Origin of the sequence: Halanaerobium sp. MA284_MarDTE_T2 (assembly GCF_003337245.1) — a bacterium.
In the GTDB taxonomy this organism is placed as follows: Bacteria; Bacillota; Halanaerobiia; order Halanaerobiales; family Halanaerobiaceae; genus QPJE01.
In genome coordinates this window covers 39,758-54,985 of sequence record NZ_QPJE01000010.1, presented here as the reverse complement: position 1 = coordinate 54,985, position 15,228 = coordinate 39,758, and the positions used below count along the sequence as shown (strand labels likewise).

Annotated in this window: 15 protein-coding genes and 1 pseudogene; all 16 read left to right on the top strand. The window is 29.5% G+C overall.

The annotated features are described in order from the left end of the window. Nucleotides 1-152 precede the first annotated feature (152 nt). The 16 genes and pseudogenes from DFR78_RS06410 (at nt 153) to DFR78_RS06340 (ending at nt 15,213) form a co-directional block, all read left to right on the top strand. Nucleotides 153-2,060 (top strand): 6-hydroxymethylpterin diphosphokinase MptE-like protein, encoded by a 1,908-nt coding sequence (locus DFR78_RS06410; protein ID WP_114458012.1) that lies wholly within the window; start codon nt 153-155, stop codon nt 2,058-2,060. A 21-nt stretch (nt 2,061-2,081) separates the two neighbouring features. Beyond that, nucleotides 2,082-2,681, top strand: coding sequence for a hypothetical protein (locus DFR78_RS06405; RefSeq protein WP_114458011.1), 600 nt, complete (start codon nt 2,082-2,084; stop codon nt 2,679-2,681). Further along, complete coding sequence (gene pseB, locus DFR78_RS06400) at nt 2,681-3,655, top strand: UDP-N-acetylglucosamine 4,6-dehydratase (inverting) (protein ID WP_114458027.1); 975 nt, start codon at nt 2,681-2,683, stop codon at nt 3,653-3,655. Before DFR78_RS06405 ends, pseB begins: the two co-directional genes overlap by 1 nt. A 44-nt stretch (nt 3,656-3,699) precedes the next feature. Further along, nucleotides 3,700-4,611 (top strand): class I SAM-dependent methyltransferase, encoded by a 912-nt coding sequence (locus DFR78_RS06395; RefSeq protein ID WP_114458010.1) that lies wholly within the window; start codon nt 3,700-3,702, stop codon nt 4,609-4,611. 26 nt (nt 4,612-4,637) lie between these two features. Beyond that, nucleotides 4,638-5,798 (top strand): UDP-4-amino-4,6-dideoxy-N-acetyl-beta-L-altrosamine transaminase, encoded by a 1,161-nt coding sequence (gene pseC, locus DFR78_RS06390; RefSeq protein WP_114458009.1) that lies wholly within the window; start codon nt 4,638-4,640, stop codon nt 5,796-5,798. Nucleotides 5,799-5,810: 12 nt separating this feature from the next. Then, on the top strand, nt 5,811-6,560 hold the full coding sequence (locus DFR78_RS06385) for a cytidylyltransferase domain-containing protein (protein WP_114458008.1): 750 nt from the start codon (nt 5,811-5,813) through the stop codon (nt 6,558-6,560). Between the two features lie 3 nt (nt 6,561-6,563). Further along, the gene (locus DFR78_RS06380) at nt 6,564-7,436 is read left to right on the top strand and encodes an aldo/keto reductase (RefSeq protein ID WP_114458007.1); all 873 of its coding nucleotides are present in this window, start codon (nt 6,564-6,566) and stop codon (nt 7,434-7,436) included. A gap of 19 nt (nt 7,437-7,455) precedes the next feature. Beyond that, a complete protein-coding gene (locus DFR78_RS06375) occupies nt 7,456-8,253 on the top strand; it encodes an SDR family NAD(P)-dependent oxidoreductase (protein ID WP_114458006.1) in 798 nt (265 codons plus the stop codon). A 35-nt stretch (nt 8,254-8,288) separates the two neighbouring features. Further along, nucleotides 8,289-8,684: pseudogene (locus DFR78_RS12395) on the top strand (GNAT family N-acetyltransferase); the annotation flags it as partial. 78 nt (nt 8,685-8,762) lie between these two features. Then, nucleotides 8,763-9,815: a pseudaminic acid synthase gene (gene pseI, locus DFR78_RS06370; protein ID WP_369834935.1), complete on the top strand. Its 1,053-nt coding sequence runs from the start codon at nt 8,763-8,765 to the stop codon at nt 9,813-9,815. Next, on the top strand, nt 9,815-10,510 hold the full coding sequence (locus tag DFR78_RS06365; protein ID WP_114458004.1) for a formyltransferase family protein: 696 nt from the start codon (nt 9,815-9,817) through the stop codon (nt 10,508-10,510). The genes pseI and DFR78_RS06365 overlap by 1 nt, the downstream gene beginning before the upstream one ends. Then, a complete protein-coding gene (locus tag DFR78_RS06360; protein WP_114458003.1) occupies nt 10,503-11,192 on the top strand; it encodes a PIG-L deacetylase family protein in 690 nt (229 codons plus the stop codon). Before DFR78_RS06365 ends, DFR78_RS06360 begins: the two co-directional genes overlap by 8 nt. A 9-nt stretch (nt 11,193-11,201) precedes the next feature. Next, a complete protein-coding gene (gene pseG / locus DFR78_RS06355; protein WP_114458002.1) occupies nt 11,202-12,215 on the top strand; it encodes a UDP-2,4-diacetamido-2,4,6-trideoxy-beta-L-altropyranose hydrolase in 1,014 nt (337 codons plus the stop codon). A 43-nt stretch (nt 12,216-12,258) separates the two neighbouring features. After that, nucleotides 12,259-12,693: a hypothetical protein gene (locus DFR78_RS06350; protein ID WP_114458001.1), complete on the top strand. Its 435-nt coding sequence runs from the start codon at nt 12,259-12,261 to the stop codon at nt 12,691-12,693. 85 nt (nt 12,694-12,778) lie between these two features. Continuing rightward, a complete protein-coding gene (locus DFR78_RS06345; protein WP_114458000.1) occupies nt 12,779-14,764 on the top strand; it encodes a methyl-accepting chemotaxis protein in 1,986 nt (661 codons plus the stop codon). A gap of 254 nt (nt 14,765-15,018) precedes the next feature. Next, the gene (locus DFR78_RS06340; protein WP_114457999.1) at nt 15,019-15,213 is read left to right on the top strand and encodes a hypothetical protein; all 195 of its coding nucleotides are present in this window, start codon (nt 15,019-15,021) and stop codon (nt 15,211-15,213) included. The last annotated feature ends 15 nt before the right edge of the window (nt 15,214-15,228 follow it).

Below are 15,228 nucleotides of genomic sequence, written 5' to 3'. Positions count from 1 at the left end.
ACTGGATTATTTATAGTTGAGGAGATAGGTGGATAAAATAATACTGGTCTCCTCTATTAATATTTAAAATAGTAATTAATAAGAATTATTAATATAATGCATAAATTTTATCAGCATTTAATTTATCTGAGAATGTATAGGATGTGTATTTAATGAAGTTATTTGAAAAGAATATGAGAGTACTAAAATCTAATAATAAATCTTTATATAAAAAAATAAGAGAATATAAAAATTCTGATGAGTTATTAATTGAAGATAGTAGTGAAGTTGAAAAAATCATCAAAGATAAAAAAAATAACATAAAAATTTATGTAGAAAAAACTCGTACCGATAACTATACTATTAGAGTTGAAAATAATGATAAAGATATTTATTTTCACAGTAAATATGATCCAGTCCGAGAGGCTAAAAGTAAAATAAAAAATTTTAAGCCTAAAGATAAAAAACAGGTTTTTGCTTTAGGATTTGGATTAGGGTATCATTTAAATGAACTAGCTGATAGAAACAAATATGATAGAATAATTATCATTGAGCCTTTTATGTCTATTTTTTATACAGCTTTAAATTTTGTGGATTTGAGAAAAGTACTTAAAAGTCAAAAAATAATTTATATCATTGGTTCTATGGACCCTTTATTTGATGTAATAAGAAAATATTTTTCTTTAACACTGGAAAAAGAATTAGCATTTTTGGAGCATGATCCGTCTCATAATCTTTTTGAAGATAAATATAAAGATATCTATCAGCAGATTAGAAAGGGAATTAATTATAAACAAGTTGAACTTGTTACAAATATTAAATCAGCAAGACAATGGAGAAATAATATTATTGCAAATTTACCATTTATATTTAAAAGTCCAAAAGCTGATGATTTTTTTGGTGAATTTAAAGATATACCAGCTATATGTGTATCTGCTGGACCTTCATTAGATAAAAATATAAATGATATTAAAAATGCTGAAGGTAAAGCAATAATAATGTGTGTTGGGACTGCTCTTAAAGCTCTTTTAAAAAATAATATTAATCCCGATATTGTAGTTTCAATGGATGGTAATAAAGTAAACTTTGAACATTTTAAAGATATTGAAATCATTCCAGATGCTTATCTTTTTGCCGAACTGGGTAATTATTTTGAGATTCAGGATAAATGGAATTCAAAAATAACTTTCTTTACTATGAAAAGAAACTTTAGTGGCTGGATAGAAAATATAAAAGGGGAATATATTCCTATCAATACTGGTGGAACTGTTGCTCACAGTATGGTTGATCTTGCTTATAAATTTGGAGCAGATCCTATTATATTAATGGGTCAAGATCTAGCATTTTCTAAAAATAGAACTCATGCAAGTGGTACTACTTATGAAGATAACAAAATAGGTGAAGAAAATTTAGTTGAAGTTGAAGCTGTTGATGGAGGTACAGTTTTAACTAACAAGTCTTTTTTATCCATGATCAGTTATTTTAATAATTATTTTGCTAAAAGACCGGGTAGAACTTATATTGATGCTACTCAAGGTGGCGCTAAAATTGATCATACTTTGGTGATGGAATTCAGTGAAGTTATTGATACATATCTTGTTAATAATAATATAAATGTACGTAAAATTTTAGAGAATAACTTTGGAGGAAAGCTTGATACCAGAGATGAAAGTATAAATAATAGAGTTATTAATCAATTTAAAAAAACTCTAGAAGAGCTGGAAAAAGCCATCTCAATTGCTGGAGAACAATTATCTTTAATAGCTTCTATTGAAAAAAAACTATCTAAAATCAATTCAATTAATGAAAGTGAGACAAAAAGATTAGAAAAGGAAGTTCTTTCATTTGAAAAAGAATTGAATAAATTAGATTATATTAGTTACTTTATAGAAAGAATTTTAATAGTGGAATCCATGCACTATAAAGAAGTTACTTCTAAATTTTATTTAGATAAAAAACAGAAACTGAAAGAAAAGATGAAATATTACCGCAGCTATCGGGTTATGTATTTAAGAGAATTAGAAAATAGCAAAAAACTTTTTGAAAAAGCATATCAAGATTATATTGAAAATAATCAATAATATTTGTTGGGAGGATGTATAGTGAAAATATTTTTAGATGAAAAGCCTATAGGAGAAAAATTTAATGATATGAATCTCCCTGAAATATTTAATAAAATACAAAATAGTTTAGAAGATAGAATTTTAATGCAAATTTTTATTAATGAAGTAAAAGTAAATGAAAAATATTTTAGAGAATCACTTATTGATAAAGATGAAATAAAAAAGATAGAATTTTTTACTCAAAAAACTAGTTCTTTAATTAATGAAACCTTAAATGAGGCAAGTGAATATTTACCAAGATTAAAGAAAGGAATCAAAGAGACTGCTAGCTTATTTAGAAATTCTGATGATAAGGCAGCACAAAATTATCAATTGATTTTAAATGGTTTAGAATGGTATATTGAAACTTTATCTCGGATTACTTCGTTAATGAACAATGAGGAGTATTATAAAAAAGGACAAAATATGATAAATGATATCAATAAAACTCTTTCAGATTTAATGATCGCCTATAATAAAGAGGATTTTGTTCTTGTGGCTGATATACTTGAATATGAGATAGTTGATATTGTTGAAGATTTAATTGAGTTTAATAAGATATTAATATTAAATACAGAGGGAAAAAGTGATAAGTTATGATCTTAGATAATAAAACCATATTAGTAACTGGTGGAACAGGATCGTTTGGAAAGAAATTCACTCAGATGATCTTAGATGAATATGATGTTAAAAAATTAATCATATTTAGTCGTGGAGAATTAAAGCAGGCTGAAATGAAAGCTGAATTTGATAATCATCCTAAATTGAGATTTTTCATTGGTAATGTTCGGGATAAAGACAGAATATATCGTGCTTTTGATGGAGTGGATATTGTTATTCACGCTGCTGCTTTAAAAAGAATACCTGAATGTGAATACAATCCATTTGAAGCTATTAAAACTAACGTAAATGGGGCACAGAATGTTATTGATGCTGCTATTGATAAAGGAGTAGAAAAGGTTGTAGCTTTAAGTACAGATAAAGCTGCAAATCCAATTAATCTTTATGGGGCAACTAAACTCTGTTCAGATAAGCTTTTTACGGCAGGTAATGCCTATGCAGGTGGCAAAAAAACAAAATTTGGTGTTGTCCGCTATGGTAATGTAATGGGAAGCCGCGGTAGTGTTATTCCTTTTTTTAAAAAAATGAAAGAAACTGGGATTCTACCAATCACTGATCCCAGAATGACTCGTTTCTGGATTACTTTAGAAGATGCTGTTAAGCTTGTTTTAAAAGCATTAGATAAAATGCAGGGTGGAGAAATCTTTGTACCTAAAATTCCAAGTATGAAGGTAACTGATCTTGCTGAAGCTATTGCTCCTGAATGCAAACAGGAAATAGTGGGTATCAGACCTGGAGAAAAATTACATGAGGTAATGATCCCTAGAGCAGCCTCCAGACATACAATAGAATTTGAAGATCACTATGTAATTGAGCCTGATTATGACTGGTGGGAAAACAACAATCATACTGAAGGTAAAAAGTTGGGAAAAGAATTTGAATATAACAGCGGCAACAATGACTACTGGATAACAATTGATGAAATGAGGAAAATAATAAATGAATTTAATTAATAATTATAGTAATAGTTTCAGAGTGATTAATAAGAGGTGTATTTATGTTAAAAAATGAAATTAAAAAAATTAAAAAATATTATGATGAAGGATATAATATAATCGAATTGTTAAAAAAAAGAAAAAATATAATGAAAAATACAGATGAAATGGTTAAGATAAGTTACGATTTTCAAAGTGGAAGTTATATTCAGTCTGTTAAAGAAAATCCCAAATTTAATAAAAAATATACTGAAGCAATTGCGAAAGTTATTAATAGTTTGGACACTGATTTTAATAGTATACTTGAAGCTGGAGTAGGGGAGGCCACTACATTAGCAAATCTTATTCCAAAATTAAAAGATTATCCTGAAAAAATTTTTGGATTTGATTTATCATGGTCAAGGGCAAGGTATGCTCGTTCCTACTGTGAAAATAATCATATTAAAAATGCAGAAATTTTTGTTGGCAATATTTTCAATATACCTTTAGCAGATGATTCAATTGAAATTGTTTATACATCGCATTCAATTGAGCCAAATGGAGGTAGAGAAGAAGAAGCTTTATTGGAATTAATGAGAATAACAAAAAAATATCTAATTTTATTAGAGCCAGATTATGAGTTAGCAAGTAGCGAGGCAAAAAAGAGGATGGAAAAACACGGTTATATAAAAAAATTATATTCTACCGCATTATCTTTAGGTTTTAATATAATTGAACATAAGTTGTTTGATATATACTCTAATCCTTTGAATCCCACAGGACTTTTAATTATCAAAAAAGATAGTGATGAAAATAAAAATTTACAAAGTCCTTTTAGTTGTCCTGTAACAGGTGAACTTTTAAAAAAGAAAAAAAATACTTATTATGCAGAAAATGGTTTATTAGTTTATCCAATTATAGATGGTGTTCCATGTTTATTAAAAGAAAATTCAATAATTGCTACAAAATTTATGGATGACTTTGATAGTATTTAAGTAATAAAAATGAGAGGGATAAACTTATGAGTAATGAATTTATACCTTATGGGAGTCAGTGGATAGATAAACATGACATAGAGGCTGTTGTTGAAACTCTAAAAAGTGATTATCTGACAACAGGACCTAAGATAAAAGAATTTGAAAATAAATTTGCAGATTATGTTGATGCTAAATATGCTGTTGCTGTTGCAAATGGAACAGCTGCTTTACATGCCGCAGCTTATGTGGCAGGTATTAAAAAGGGTGATGAAGTAGTAACTACACCACTTACCTTTGCTGCTACAGCTAATTCTGTTCTTTATCAAAATGCTACGCCTGTTTTTGCAGATATTAATCCTAAAACATATAATATTGATCCAGAATCTATTAAAGAAAAAATAACTAATAAAACAAAAGCTATTATACCAGTTCACTACACAGGTCAGCCTTGTGAGATGGACGAGATAAAAGAAATAGCAGCTAGAAATGACTTAATTATCATTGAAGATGGAGCTCATGCAGTTGGAGCTACCTATAAAGATCAAAAAATTGGTAGCATTGGAGATCTGACTACTTTTAGTTTTCATCCTGTTAAAAACATGACTACAGGTGAAGGTGGAATGATAACTACTGATTCTAAAGAACTATATAATAAATTAATGAAATTTAGAACTCATGGAATAACTAAAGATGAATCAGAATATCTAAACTCCTCTGATGGACCCTGGTATCATGAACAGCAGGAACTGGGATATAATTATCGTATCACAGATATTCAGGCTGCTTTGGGTATTACTCAACTTGAAAAATTAGATAAATTTTTAGCAAGAAGAATAGAGATAGTTAATAGATATAACAATGAATTTAAAGATATTGAAGGACTAATAATTCCTGAACAGTTAGAAAACACTAATTCAGCCTGGCATATTTATGTTTTACAGCTGAAATTAGAAAAACTAACTGCAGATAGAAAAGAAATATTTAATGCTTTAAGAGAAAAGAATCTGGGTGTGAATGTGCATTATATACCTGTTTATTTCCATCCATATTATCAAAGTTTAGGCTATCAAAAAGGAATCTGTCCTAAGGTAGAGAAGTTATATGAAAGAATAATAACTATTCCGTTATACCCTAAAATGAATGATCAGCAGGTTGATGAAGTAATTAAAAGAATTAAAAGCATAATAAATAAATATCAGAAATAGGTGTTTATAGATATGAAATCTAAAAAAACAGCAGCTATTATCCAGGCTAGAATGGGTTCAACCCGTTTACCTGGTAAAGTAATGAAAAATTTAAAAGCTAAGCCTGTCTTATGGCATGTAATTGAAAGAGTAAAACAGGCTGAGAATATTGATGAAATTATAATAGCTACAACAACCCATGAGAGAGATAAAATAATCTTTGAAAAAGCTAAAGAATGGGGAGTTAAAGCCTATCGAGGCAGTGAAGAAGATGTTTTAGAAAGGTATTATGAAGCTGCTAATAATTATGAGACAGATACAATTGTTAGAATAACATCTGACGATCCTTTAGTTGATCCATTTATAGTTGATAATTTAATTGGATGTTTTAATGATAAGGAATATTCCTTAGTTACTAATTCCAGTGAAGAAAAAAGAACTTTTCCGATTGGATTAGATGTAGAAATTTTTAGTTTTAATGTTTTAAAAGAAGCATACAATAATGCAGCAGAGAAATATCAGAGAGAACATGTAACCCCTTATATTTATGAAAACTTTAGAAATGATATATATATATATCATAATGCTGATGATTATTCTGATTTCAGATGGACATTAGATACAATTGAAGATTATAAATTTATGAAAGAAATATATAATAACTTATATAATGGAAAACATAACTTTTATTTTAAAGATATTATTAGTTTTTTAAAAAAGAATCCTCAGATAAGAAAAATAAATGAAGATATAAAACAAAAAAGTGTTAAAGATGGGGTTTGATTTATGACTAAACTTGTGTTAGGAACAGCTCAATTTGGTTTAAAATATGGTATAAATAATAAAGAAGAGAAATTCAAAACAAAAAAAGCAAAAGAAATATTAGATATTTGTTTAAAAGAGGATCTTAATATTTTAGATACAGCATATGCATATGGCGAAAGCGAAAAAATATTAGGCGAATATGATAATCTTGATGAATTTAAAATATGCAGCAAATTACCTTCTGAAGATATGAGAAAAAATAAAAATATCTTTGAAATTTTTAATGAATCTAGACAAAGGTTGAATACGAATTATATAGATTATTATTTTTTGCATGATTTAAAGGACATAAATAATAATAAAGTTATTAAAGATTTAATTGAGTTAAAGAAAAAGGGATTGATTGGGAAGCTGGGTGTTTCAGTTTATGAACCCAATGAAATTGATTTAATTATAGAAAAAGACTATTTTGAAGCAGTACAACTACCTTTAAGTATTTTCGATAGAAGAATGATAAAACAGGGTAAATTAGAATTATTAAAAAGAAATAATATAGATATTTTCATAAGATCTATATTTTTGCAGGGTTTATTTTTCATGGATGAAAATAAATTACCTTTAAATCTTCTAGAAGCAAAAAAATATTTGGATATTATTAATAAATTTATTAATGAGAATAATATTAGCCTAACAAATTTAATATTTTCCTGGTTTAAATATAATGATTTGGGAGATTATATTCTGATGGGAATTGATGACAAAAAACAACTTCTGGAAAATATTTTAAATTTCAAAAAGGAGATAGATGAAAGTATTTTAAATGATTTTGATGGTTTAATAAAAAACATAGATATCTCTGATGATTCAACAATAATTGATCCACGAAAATGGTAGTTTAAGGTAGGTGTATTAATTGGAAAAATTAGAAGACTTATTCGATTTAAATGGTAAAGTGGCATTAGTTACTGGTGGAGCTGGTTACTTAGGAAGAAGTATTACTGAGGCTCTAGCTGAATTAGGTGCAATAGTAGTAATAGCTAGTAGAAATCTAAAAAAATGTAATTTAGTTGCCAGTGAAATAACTGAAGATTTTAATAATGAAGTTGAAGTATATTCTCATAGATTAGATATTTCAGAAGATGAATCTATAATTCAATTAGTTGAAGATATAAAAAAAGATTATGGAGGTTTAGATATTTTAGTCAATAATGCTTACTCTGGTCAAACAAATTCTTTAGAAAGCATATCAAAAGAAGACTGGGATAATAATTTAGATACTGGTCTAAATTCAGTTTTTAATGTCATTAAAAATTGCTTGCCATTATTGAAAGAAAGTCATGGTGTAATATTAAATGTAGCTTCAATGTATGGCCATATAGCTCCAGATCCTGAGTTATATGAGAATAATGATTATACCAACCCTCCAAGTTACGGTGCTGCCAAAGCTGGTATTATTCAATTAACAAAATATTTAGCGAGTTTTCTTTCGCAATATGGTATTAGAACCAATGCAATAAGTCCAGGTCCTTTTCCGCATGGAGATGTTCTTAATGATATTGAGTTTATAAATAGTCTTTCTAAAAAGAATACATTAAATAGAATTGGTAAAAATCATGAAATGAAAGGTACAGTTGCATTGCTGTGTTCTGAAGCTTCAAGTTATATAAATGGTGAAAACATTAAAATTGATGGCGGTTGGACAATATCATAAAATTAAATATATAATTTTCTGGAAGAGGTTAAATAATGTATAATAATATTTTTTTAAGAAAAGCAACTTATGAAGATATGGATTTGATATTCAAATGGGCAAATGATTCTGCAGTAAGGAATAATGCTTTTAACCAAGAAAAAATAGAATATCAGGAACACAAAAAATGGTTTAAAAGTAGATTAGAAGATAAAAACACTTTAATTTATATTTTAACTAAAAATAATAAGGATGTAGGTCAAATTAGAGTAGATATTGATAATAAAGTTGGTGAGATCGACTTTAGTATTGCTAAGAGTGAACGAGGTAATGGTTTTGGAACCGTATTATTAGAATTATTAATCGACAAAATAAATAATAATTCTTTTGATATATATAAGCTTATTGGAAAAGTAAAAAAGAAAAACATGGCTTCTAAAAAAGTATTTATTAAAGCTGATTTTAATAAAATCAAAAAAGAAAACAAAAATTATGATATTTTTTATTATAAAATAAAAGAGGGTTATAATATGAATGAACAAATTAAATTAACTTCTGATAGAACAATAGGGAAAAACAAACCAGCTTATATAATAGCTGAAATGTCTGCTAATCATGCAGGCAGCAAAGATAGAGCTTTAGAAATCATTCATGCTGCTAAAAAAGCAGGTGCTGATTGTGTTAAGGTTCAAACATATACTCCTGATACTATGACAATTTATTCAGAGAAAAAGTGGTTTCAAATAGATAAAGGAACCTGGAAAGGTGAGAATTTACATAATCTTTATCAGAAAGCTTATACTCCCTGGGAATGGCAGGAAGATTTGAAAAAAGAAGCTGAAAAGATAGGTATTGATTTCTTTTCTACTCCTTATGAGAATACAGCAGTTGATTTTTTAGAAGATTTAGGAGTTGAATTTTATAAGGTTGCATCTTTTAGTATAACTAATCTTCCTTTTTTAAAGTATCTCGCTCAAAAAGCCAAACCCATAATCATGTCAACTGGTATGGCGACTCTAGCAGAAATCGATGAAGCTGTTAGAACTATCAGAGAAGCTGGAAATGATCAATTAGCACTTTTAAATTGCTCCAGTGCTTATCCATCTATTGCAGATGATATGAATTTGAAGAACATAAAAAATTTAGAAGAAACATTTGGTGTACCTGTTGGGTTATCTGATCATTCTTTAGGTTCTGTTGCAGCTGTAACTTCTGTAGCAATGGGAGCTAAGATAATAGAAAAACATTTCTGTATGAGCAGAGAAATTGAAAATCCTGATGCATCTTTTTCTATGGAACCGGATGAATTTAAAAAAATGGTTGATGATATAAGAGCTGCAGAAAAAGCAATCGGTAAGATTGACTATTCTATTTCTGAAAAGGAAAAAAATAGCAGACTGTTTAGAAGGTCGATCTTTGCAGTTGAAGATATCAAAGCAGGAGAAGAATTGACTGAAGAGAACATCAGAGTTATACGTCCTGGCTATGGACTTAAACCAAAAAACTGGGAGAAAGTTCTGCATAAAAAAGCTTTAAAAGATATAGAAGAGGGAACTCCTTTAAACTGGGATTTGATTAAATAATGAAATTTGTTATTGCTACTATAAAATCATGGAATATAAAAAAAGCCGAAGAAATGATTAAAGAAAGTAAACACCAGATTAAATTAATAACTGACAAAAATGAATTAAACTATGAGAAATTAAATAGTTTCAATCCGGAATATATATTTTTTCCTCACTGGTCCTGGATAATACCTGATAATATATATAATAATTTTAACTGTGTTGTGTTCCATATGACTGATCTTCCTTATGGAAGAGGAGGTAGTCCTTTACAGAACCTTATTGTAAGAGGTATTGAAAATACTAAAATCTCAGCATTAAAAGTTGATGGAGGATTAGATACCGGCCCTATTTATTTAAAAAAAGATTTAAATCTTAATGGAACTGCAGAAGAAATTTTTTTAAGATCTTCTAGTCTTATCTTTAATGAAATGATTCCGGAAATTATTAATAATGAAATTATACCAAAAGAGCAAAAGGGTGAAGTAGTTGAATTTAAAAGAAGGAAACCCTATCAGAGTGAAATAAAAAATGATTTTTCTCTTTCAAAAGTTTATGATCATATAAGAATGCTTGATGCTGAAGGCTATCCAGATGCATTTATTGAATATGGAGATATAAAATTAGAGTTTTCTAGAGCAAAGTTAACAGCTGATGGCATTGTTGCTGATGTTAAAATTAAGAGATTAAATGAGGATGATTTAGATGGCTAATAAAATTTTAACAATTGCTGCTCATCCAGATGATGAATTATTAGGTCTGGGTGGAACAATTCGCAAAAGAGTAAATGATGGAGATAAAGCTGATTGTTTAATCCTGGGCGAAGGATTAACTTCACGTGGAAATGATCGTGAACAGGTTAGTAAAGAATCTTTAGAAGAATTATATTCTGATACCTATCAGGCTGCTGAATTTATTGGATATGATAATCTATACTTTTCTAAATTACCTGATAACCGTTTTGATTCAGTTGATTTGCTGGATATTATAAAAGAGATAGAAAAGATTATAAAGAAAGTTCAACCCGATATAATCTATACTCATCATTATGGAGATCTAAATATTGATCATCAAAGAACATTTGAAGCAGTTATTACTGCCTGTCGTCCGGTAGGAGAGTATGGAGTAAAAGAAATATATGCTTTTGAGACACCTTCATCAACTGAATGGAACTTTCAGTATGGAGATAATACATTTAAGCCTAATTTATTTGTAGACATTAGTGAAACTATTGAGGCTAAATTAAAGGGAATGGATTGCTATGATTCTGAAAAAAGAGATTATCCTCATCCAAGATCATTAAAAGCTCTGAAGACTATTGCTGCTCGCTGGGGTACAGTAGTAGGAAAAGAATATGTCGAAGCTTTTGAATTAATAAGAAAAGTAGAAGATTAAGGTGATAGGATGTCAGTTGCAGCATTAAGAGTAGATGGTGGTAAAGATATCGGCATGGGACATATCATGCGTTCAATGGCTTTAGCTAATGACTTAAGAAAAGATAAAGAAGTAGAAAGAGTTTTCTATATTACTATAAATTATCCATCTGGAGTTAATAAATTAAAAGAAAATGATTTTGAAGTTATAACTTTAGATAAAAATTTAAGCTATGATGATGAAATAGAAAAAGTTAAAGAAATCATAAAAAAAGAGAAAGTTAATAAGTTAATTACTGATTCTTATAAAATAGATCAGAACTATTTAATTGAAATGAGAAAAGTAGTTGATAAGTTAGTTACTATCCATGATTATGCCCCTTTTGCCTTTCCTTCTCATGTTGTTATCAATGGAAATGCTTATGCTGAAGATTTAGATTATGAATCTTTATATGGAGACACTGAGTTTCGACTGGGAACGGATTACCTACTTTTAAGAGAAGAGTTCAGAAATTTGCCTGAAATAGAAGTTAGAGATAAAGTGCAAAATATTTTAGTTACTGTTGGTGGTTATGATACTAGGAATTTAACACCAAAGATTATTAAAGCTTTAAATTCTATTGATTTTGATGAAATAGATGATCAATATATTGATAATGAAAATTTGCATATTGATGTTGTAATAGGTCCTTCTTTTGATAATGTAGATCAGATAGTAGCAGAAGTTGAAAAAAGCAGTTTGGATATTTCATTAAACTTTAATGTCAAAAAGATGAGTAAATTAATGTTGAAAAGTGATATTGCTATTTCTTCTGGTGGGAGTACTCTTTATGAATTAGCAGTAACTAAGACTCCAGCGTTGGTAATGCTGCAGGCAGAAAATCAAGTTAGAGTTGCTGAAAAATTGGATGGTAAAAGTGTTGTCAATTTAGGATATGAAGAGAACATCACAAATATTTCTGAAGGTATTATTGGATTAATGAGAAACAAAAATGATTATATAAATGATTTCATAAACAGTAAGAAAATGAATTTTAATATCTAGTTATGTTAAATTTCAATAATAATAATAAAAGAGGTGACCAAAAATGTCTGCTGTAGAAAAAAATAATTCTGTCCTAACCCAAATCAAAAATGTAATTCAGAATCAACTAAATCAGTCTAAGCAGAGCAGCGAACAAAACAATCAGGATCTAAAAAGTGACAGATTTACCAAGTCACAGCAGCCAGAAAAAGTTACCTATAACCTAGAAGATATTGCAGTCCAGGATGCTGTTAAAAGGCCAATAAGAATTAATGATAGCAATAACATTTTCTTTATTAACCACAATGACCGCAATAGAGCTGTAAAAATTGATCCGGGAGAATATAATTTAACAGAGATTCAGTCTGCCATTCAGCAGCAGGTTAACGAAGAATTTGGAATAGGTAAAGTTAGTCTTAAAATAACAGCTTCAGGTAGTGATCGCTTTATTTATGCCGAAGATAAAAAAGAAGAGCATGTTCTGGATGAGCAGATTTAGCTATGAACTAAATTGCCTTTATTAAATTTTTATAATATAATTTTTTTAGATTACAATTTTAGATTTTTTGGGAAAGGGGAAGTCTATGTTTAAAAGTATTAAAACAAAGATGATTTTTTTAATCAGTCTAATGCTATTTTTATTAATTGCTGGCAGCTCATATTATGCTTTTCAGCAGTCAGAAAATATCTTAAGTAATACTCTGCAGTCTGAGGCAGAGAATAATGCTCAAAAATCAGTAGAAACTATCCGTCTCTGGACAGAGGAAAAAGGAAAGATAGTTCAAAACTTAAGTTATTTAGAAAGTATTAAAAGTATGAACTGGGAGCGGCAGTACAATGATTTAAAGCCTATTTCAGATGATGATCATCAGATTGAATCATTATTTATTGTTGATCCTGAGGGAATAATGAAAGACACAAATCAGTTTGAAACTAGTGTAGCTCATCAGAGTTATTTTCAAGAAGTTATGGCAAATCGAGAGCAAGTTTTTTCAGAACCGACAGAAAGTTTTGAGACCGGCAGACCAATTACTATTATTGCCAGTCCAATTTTCAGAGAACAGAAATTAGTTGGAATTGTAGGAGCTGTTGTAGCTCTTGATATCCTGCAAAATTTAATAGCTGATATGGATATTAATGGTAGTGGTTATGGAATGATTTTAGATCAGTCAGGAAACATCCTTGCTCATCCGGACGACAAATACTTAGGAAATCAAGATCTAATTGCAGAAAGTGGAGAAGAATTTAGGCAAACAATAAATACTGTTCTCAAAAATAAAAGTGGTTATAATAGTTATATAGAAGCGGGTAATAAGTGGAATCTTGCTTACGCAACCGTTGAGTCTGTTAACTGGACAGTTGCTTTAACAGCAAAAGAGGCAGAGATGTTTTCTCCATTAGATATTATTCGTAACAGCAGTATTTTTTCAGCAGTAATAGCTATTTTAATTGGTATTTTAGTTAGCTATTTAATTACTCGCTCAATTGTTAATCCAATCAGGAGTGCAGCTGAAGTAGCTGATAAGGTAGCTGCTGGAGACTTAACTCAAAGGCTTGATTTAGAAAAATTTAGGGTTAACAAAGAAGATGAACTTGGCCAGCTGCTTAAGTCTATTAATTCGATGGTAATTAATTTACAGCAGATAATTAATCAGGTAAAAACAACTGCTCAGGAACTTGCCACTTCCAGTGAGCAATTAAGTGCCAATGGTTCTCAGGTTGAGAAAAATGCTGAAGATGTTGGTCGCTCAATTGAAAATGTTGCTTCTGGTGCTGAAGAACAATCAGCTCAGATTGAAGAAATTTCAAGCAATATCACAAATCTTAACCAGGTTATAACTGCTAATGCAGTCAAATCAGACAAGATGATAGAAGAAGCAGAAAGTGTTAAAGAGAATATTGAACAGGGTAATGAATATATTAATTCTTCCATTAGGCAGAGCAATCAGGTTGAAAAATCAAACAAGCTGGTAGCTGCTAATGTTAGAGAATTGGGAGAAAAATCTAAAGAAATTGGTGAAATTGTTGATTTGATTAATCAAATTGCAGATCAAACTAATTTACTTGCCTTAAATGCTGCAATAGAAGCTGCTAGGGCAGGAGAAGCAGGTCGTGGATTTTCGGTTGTTGCAGATGAAATTAGAGAATTGGCAGAAGAATCAGCAGGTGCAACTGAAAAAATTAACAAACTGATTCAATCTATTCAAAATAGCGTAGCTGATGTAATAGAAAATAATGAAGAAGGGCAAAAAAATATAGAAGAAAATGTTGAGATGGTTAAAGAAACTGGAGAAGTATTCAGTAAAATTGAAAGATCTGCTGAAGACTTATTGACTCTAATTAATCAAGTAGCAGATGATTCTAATAAAATGAAAGAAAATAGTGATTATGTAGAAAGAGGTGTTAATGATATTGCAGCAGTAAGTGAAACTTCAGCTAGTAACTCTGAGGAAGTTGCCGCTGCCAGTCAGGAACAGATTGCAGCTACAAAGGAGATTGTTTTTTCTGCGGAAAAGTTGGCAGAATATGCGGAAGAACTTAAAATAGCTGTAGATCAATTTGAAATATAGTTGTATAAACTTGTAAATAGGTTTAAGTTTGATTATTCTTAATTTTATTGTCTTAAATCAAAGCTGAAGGTGTTTAATAAAATAGCTATTTAAACGACAATAATAATAAGAGCTGATGAAATTGTCAGTAAAGGTTTTTTAAACAGTGGTTTTCTATATCTAAATCAGCCAAGAAAACTCCATCTAAATATGTGATTTAGGAGAAGAGGTTCACGCTATAATAAATTATAATTGTAAAAAAAGGAGTTGAGCAAATGAATGTCAATTCTGCTATGCAGGATCAGATTGCAAGTGTACAGCAGGCATTGAGCATGATGTCAATGCAGAAAGCAATGGGTCAGGATGCAGCAGTAGTAAGCAAACTGTTAGAAGGAATGGAAGAAAACACAGAGGCTGTTCAACAGGCAGCTGGTATTAACCGCGGACAATATATAAATGTGCGCGTTTAGTTGAACTATGGGCAA

Excerpts from the sequence above, each read along its gene's own strand:
- pseI (WP_369834935.1), top strand. The coding sequence starts at position 8,763 with ATGAATGAACAAATTAAATTAACTTCTGATAGAACAATAGGGAAAAAC.
- DFR78_RS06360 (WP_114458003.1), top strand. The coding sequence starts at position 10,503 with ATGGCTAATAAAATTTTAACAATTGCTGCTCATCCAGATGATGAATTA.
- pseG (WP_114458002.1), top strand. The coding sequence starts at position 11,202 with ATGTCAGTTGCAGCATTAAGAGTAGATGGTGGTAAAGATATCGGCATG.
- DFR78_RS06395 (WP_114458010.1), top strand. The coding sequence starts at position 3,700 with ATGTTAAAAAATGAAATTAAAAAAATTAAAAAATATTATGATGAAGGA.
- DFR78_RS06365 (WP_114458004.1), top strand. The coding sequence starts at position 9,815 with ATGAAATTTGTTATTGCTACTATAAAATCATGGAATATAAAAAAAGCC.
- DFR78_RS06345 (WP_114458000.1), top strand. The coding sequence starts at position 12,779 with ATGTTTAAAAGTATTAAAACAAAGATGATTTTTTTAATCAGTCTAATG.
- DFR78_RS06350 (WP_114458001.1), top strand. The coding sequence starts at position 12,259 with ATGTCTGCTGTAGAAAAAAATAATTCTGTCCTAACCCAAATCAAAAAT.
- DFR78_RS06385 (WP_114458008.1), top strand. The coding sequence starts at position 5,811 with ATGAAATCTAAAAAAACAGCAGCTATTATCCAGGCTAGAATGGGTTCA.
- pseC (WP_114458009.1), top strand. The coding sequence starts at position 4,638 with ATGAGTAATGAATTTATACCTTATGGGAGTCAGTGGATAGATAAACAT.
- DFR78_RS06340 (WP_114457999.1), top strand. The coding sequence starts at position 15,019 with ATGAATGTCAATTCTGCTATGCAGGATCAGATTGCAAGTGTACAGCAG.
- DFR78_RS06380 (WP_114458007.1), top strand. The coding sequence starts at position 6,564 with ATGACTAAACTTGTGTTAGGAACAGCTCAATTTGGTTTAAAATATGGT.
- DFR78_RS06410 (WP_114458012.1), top strand. The coding sequence starts at position 153 with ATGAAGTTATTTGAAAAGAATATGAGAGTACTAAAATCTAATAATAAA.